The organism is Mycobacterium sp. (assembly GCF_040509115.1).
Taxonomy (GTDB): domain Bacteria; phylum Actinomycetota; class Actinomycetes; order Mycobacteriales; family Mycobacteriaceae; genus Mycobacterium.
In genome coordinates this window covers 1-4,334 of record NZ_JBEVLO010000448.1, presented here as the reverse complement: position 1 = coordinate 4,334, position 4,334 = coordinate 1, and the positions used below count along the sequence as shown (strand labels likewise).

Here is a 4,334-nt window from a genome sequence, read left to right as displayed (position 1 = left end):
ACCGACGTCCAGAAGATCGCCAAGACGCTGTTCGTGCACCGCGTCAACGTGGAGTCCGGTGAGTTCGTCGAGGGTGACACGGTCACCGCGGCAGTCGACCCCAAGTGGCGCCACGGTGCCACCCAGGGCCACTCCGGTACCCACATGGTGCACGCGGCGCTGCGACAGGTGCTGGGCCCCAATGCCGTTCAGGCCGGCTCGCTGAACAGGCCCGGTTACCTCCGGTTCGACTTCAACTGGCAGGGCGCCCTCACCGAAGACCAGCGCAACGAGATCGAGGTCGTCGCGAACGAGGCAGTCGAGGCCGACTACGTGGTGAACACCATGTACACCAAGCTCGAGAAGGCCAAGGCGATGGGCGCGATGGCGCTGTTCGGCGAGGCCTATCCCGAGGACGTCCGCCTCGTCGAGATCGGCGGACCGTTCTCGCTGGAGTTGTGCGGCGGCACGCACGTCCACAACTCGGCCCAGATCGGTCCCGTCACGCTCCTCGGGGAGTCCTCCGTTGGATCGGGCGTGCGACGCGTGGAGGCCTATGTCGGGCTGGACTCGTTCAAGCATCTCGCCAAGGAACGCGCGCTGATGGCCGGTCTGGCGTCGTCGCTGAAGGTGCCCTCCGACGAGGTACCCGCCCGCGTTGCCAATCTCGTCGAGCGACTGAAGGCAGCCGAGAAGGAACTGGACCGGTCGCGGCTGGCCAACGCGCGCGCAGCCGCAGCGGACGCCGCCGCGGGTGCCGAGCTGGTGGGTAAAGTCCGTGTCGTGGCACAGCGCATGGCCGGCGGCGTCTCGGCAGCCGACCTGCGCAGCCTCGTCGGCGACGTCAAGGGCAAGCTCGGTTCCGAGCCGGGCGTGGTGGCGTTGATCGCCGAGGCCAGCAGCGGTGAGTCCGTCCCCTACGTCGTCGCGGTCAACCCCGCCGCGCAGGACCTCGGTCTCAGCGCCAACGATCTGGTGAAGGTGCTTGGGGCGCCCGTGCAGGGCCGCGGCGGCGGCAAGGCCGACCTGGCGCAGGGTTCCGGTACGTCGGCGGCGGGCATCGACGCGGCACTGACCGCGTTGCTGGCTGAGATCGCCAGGAGCTGAGTGGGTGCCCGACACCGGAGACCGCGTGCCCGACCGGCCCGGCAGTGACGACCCGGGACGGGGTCGTCGGCTCGGAATCGACGTCGGCACCGTCCGGATCGGTGTGGCGACCAGCGACCCCGACGGCATTCTGGCCACCCCCGTCGAAACGGTCCAGCGGGACCGCAAGAGCGCAACGGGTAGGCACGTCCGCAGGCTGGCGCAGCTGGCCGCCGAACACGAGGCCGTCGAGATCGTCGTTGGCCTGCCACGCACCCTCGCCGACCGCACCGGCCCCTCGGCCCTCGACGCGATCTCCGTCGCCGAGGCCCTCGCGGCACGGGTGGCTCCCGTGCCCGTCCGATTGTCCGACGAACGACTTACGACAGTGACGGCCCAGCGGTCGTTGCGGGAAGCCGGTGTACGTGCGAAGGGACAGAAGGCAATGATCGACCAGGTTGCCGCGGTCGCGATCCTGCAGACCTGGCTGGACCAACGGCGCGCGACCCTGGCCGAGCACACCGGAGCGGCCGGTGGCTGACGACTGGGAGAGCGAGCGTCCCGAGCCGGTCGCGGTCGGACGGCCGCGGCGAACGATGAGTCGCACCGAACGGGCCCGTGCCAACCGCAACCGCCGCAGGCGGCGCAACCTCACCGTCCTATCGGTCGCCGCGTTGATCGTCGTGCTGATCGGCGCCGTGTTCCTTGGCTCCCGGCTCTGGCACGGCATGTTCGGTGGCAATGCCAGCGACTACGCGGGCGACGGCGTCGCCGACGTGGTCGTCCAGGTACACAACGGCGATTCGACCACCGCGATCGGCAAGACCTTGCAGGATGCCGGCGTGGTGGCCACCCCCCAGGCGTTCGTCGACGCCGCGGCGGGCAACGCGGGTATCTCGGCGATCCAGCCCGGTTTCTACAAGGTGCGCACCGAGATTCCGGGCTCCAACGCCGTAGCGCGGTTGGTGGATCCGACGAATCGAGTGGGGCTGCTGACGATTCCCGAGGGGCTGCAACTCGACGACGTCGCCGACGTCAAGACCAACGTGGTCAGCAAGGGCATCTTCTCGCTCATCGCCGACGCCACATGCGTCGACCTGGACGGCCAGCGCAAGTGCGGCACCACCGTCGATGCCCTGAAACAGGCGGCGGGCGCCACGGACCCGGCCGCCCTGTCGATCCCGACCTGGGCTACCGAACCCATCAAGGCGCTCGGTGACGACCATCGGCGCATCGAAGGTCTGATCGCGCCAGGCACGTGGAACGTCGACCCGTCCGCCCCGGCGCAGGACCTCCTTGGCACGCTGATCGGTGCCAGCACCGCGCAGTACGAGCAGAGCGGGTTACTCGACGCGGGCAATTCCGAGAACCTGTCGCCGTACCAGGTTCTGGTCGTCGCATCTCTGGTGCAGCGCGAATCGAAGCCGCAGGACTTCCCAAAGGTGGCCCGCGTCATCTACAACCGGCTGATCGCCCCTGACCACCGCCGGTTGGAGTTCGACTCCACGGTCAACTACTCGCTGGACCGCATCGAGATCGCCACCACCGACGCCGACCGCGCGAGGAACACGCCATGGAACACCTACGTGCGCGACGGGCTCCCGGCGACGCCGATCTGTTCACCGGGGGCACCGGCACTGGCGGCCGCGGAGCAGCCCCAGCCGGGTGACTGGCTCTACTTCGTGACCATCGACATGCAGGGCACGACGAACTTCACCCGCGACTACCAACAACACCTCGCCAACATCGAGCTCGCCCGCCGAAACGGCGTTCTCGACAGCGCGCGGTGATGTCGGACCCGTCGACTCCCGCGAGAAGGGCGGCCGTCCTCGGTTCGCCGGTCATCCACTCGCGGTCGCCGCAACTGCACCTGGCGGCGTACCGGGCGCTCGGGCTCGACGGTTGGACCTATGAGCGCATCGAGTGCACGGCCGACGAACTCCCGTCCCTGGTAAGCGGATTGGGCCCCGAGTGGGTGGGGTTGTCGGTGACCATGCCCGGCAAGTTCGCGGCGCTGACGGTCGCCGACGAACGCACGGCCCGCGCCGATCTCGTCGGCTCGGCCAACACGCTGGTCAGGACGGCGACGGGTTGGCTCGCCGACAACACCGACGTCGACGGGGTCAGGGGTGCCCTCGGCACGGTGCTCACCGAGCCGACCGGAACGCGGGCAGCGATCGTCGGGTCGGGGGGCACGGCGCCCGCGGCGGTCGTCGCTCTCGCCGACCTCGGCGTCGGCGACGTCTCGATCGTCGCCCGCAACCCGGCCAGGGCCGCCGAACTGCTCGACCTCGCCGCGCGGCTCAAGGTCGACGCCCGTTGGGTCCGGCTTGGCGCCCCGCTGCCAGGGGTCGACGTCGTGGTGAGCACCATCCCCGCCGCCGCCGCCGCCGAGTACGCGGCGTCGCTGTCGACGGTGCCCGTGGTGCTCGACGCGATCTACGATCCGTGGCCGACGCCGTTGGCCGAGGCCGTGGTCGCCGCTGGCGGCCGGGTGGTCAATGGACTGCAGATGCTGCTGCACCAGGCGTTCGCTCAGGTGGAGCACTTCACCGGAAGGCCTGCGCCGAAAGAGGCGATGATCGCGGCGCTCCGCGAGCCATAGGGTTGCCCCATGGGGGCGGCGGTGGCCGGTGCGGGGGCGCTGGCGTGGTTGACGGCACTGAGCGTGTACGACATCAGGCAACGGCGGCTCCCCAATGCCTTGACGCTGCCCGGCGCCGCGATCGTCATCGTCGTCGCCGGCCTGATGGGTCGCGGACTTCCCGCAGTGCTCGGCAGCCTCGCACTGACCGTGCTGTACGTCGCGGTGCACCTCGCCGCACCCAGCGCCATGGGCGCGGGTGACGTGAAGCTCGCACTCGGAGTCGGCGCACTCACCGGCGCGTTCGGGGTCGACGCGTGGCTGCTGGCGCTCGTCGGTGCATCGCTGCTGACCGCGCTGTGGGGCGTCGTCGCGTGGCGCTCCCGTCACGCCCTGCCCCACGGGGCGTCGATGTCGATCGCCGCCGTCGCGGCCGTCGCGCTGGTGGCGGTCTAGCCATACCGGGGGTCGGCCCGACCCACGGATTGCATGGGGCCCACCACCTCGAGCGCTTCGCGGCGGGCGCCGATCGTGGCGATCGGGTGCGGCCTCGCTTGACGGATTACGTCGGGCCGAGTGCGCCGTGGGAAGATGGGACGCGTGTTGCGATGGACCACTGCTGGTGAATCCCACGGCCGCGCGTTGGTGGCGATGGTCGAGGGGATGGTCGCCGGCGTCGAGATCA

The 4,334-nt window shown here is 70.1% G+C and carries 6 protein-coding genes; all 6 read left to right on the top strand.

What is annotated here, in order from left to right; genetic code table 11:
• Positions 1-1,086, top strand: a 1,086-nt coding sequence (locus ABW137_RS30830) for a DHHA1 domain-containing protein (RefSeq protein WP_526405869.1), incomplete at its 5' end; no start/stop codon positions are given.
• Between the two features lie 4 nt (positions 1,087-1,090).
• Complete coding sequence (gene ruvX, locus ABW137_RS30825) at positions 1,091-1,606, top strand: Holliday junction resolvase RuvX (protein ID WP_526405867.1); 516 nt, start codon at positions 1,091-1,093, stop codon at positions 1,604-1,606.
• Positions 1,599-2,855 carry an endolytic transglycosylase MltG gene (locus ABW137_RS30820; RefSeq protein WP_526405865.1) on the top strand — a complete coding sequence of 419 codons (1,257 nt, stop codon included), beginning with the start codon at positions 1,599-1,601 and terminating at the stop codon, positions 2,853-2,855. Before ruvX ends, ABW137_RS30820 begins: the two co-directional genes overlap by 8 nt.
• Entirely contained in the window at positions 2,855-3,670 is an 816-nt protein-coding gene (locus tag ABW137_RS30815; RefSeq protein WP_526405863.1) for a shikimate dehydrogenase, read from the top strand. The genes ABW137_RS30820 and ABW137_RS30815 overlap by 1 nt, the downstream gene beginning before the upstream one ends.
• Positions 3,671-3,679: 9 nt before the next feature.
• Positions 3,680-4,105 carry a prepilin peptidase gene (locus ABW137_RS30810; RefSeq protein WP_526405861.1) on the top strand — a complete coding sequence of 142 codons (426 nt, stop codon included), beginning with the start codon at positions 3,680-3,682 and terminating at the stop codon, positions 4,103-4,105.
• A 144-nt stretch (positions 4,106-4,249) separates the two neighbouring features.
• The coding region (locus ABW137_RS30805; protein WP_526405871.1) for a chorismate synthase at positions 4,250-4,334 on the top strand (85 nt) is incomplete at its 3' end.

Bases quoted from the DNA above. Each gene is read 5' to 3' on its own strand.
- ABW137_RS30810 (WP_526405861.1), top strand. From the start codon at position 3,680: ATGGGGGCGGCGGTGGCCGGTGCGGGGGCGCTGGCGTGGTTGACGGCA.
- ABW137_RS30815 (WP_526405863.1), top strand. From the start codon at position 2,855: ATGTCGGACCCGTCGACTCCCGCGAGAAGGGCGGCCGTCCTCGGTTCG.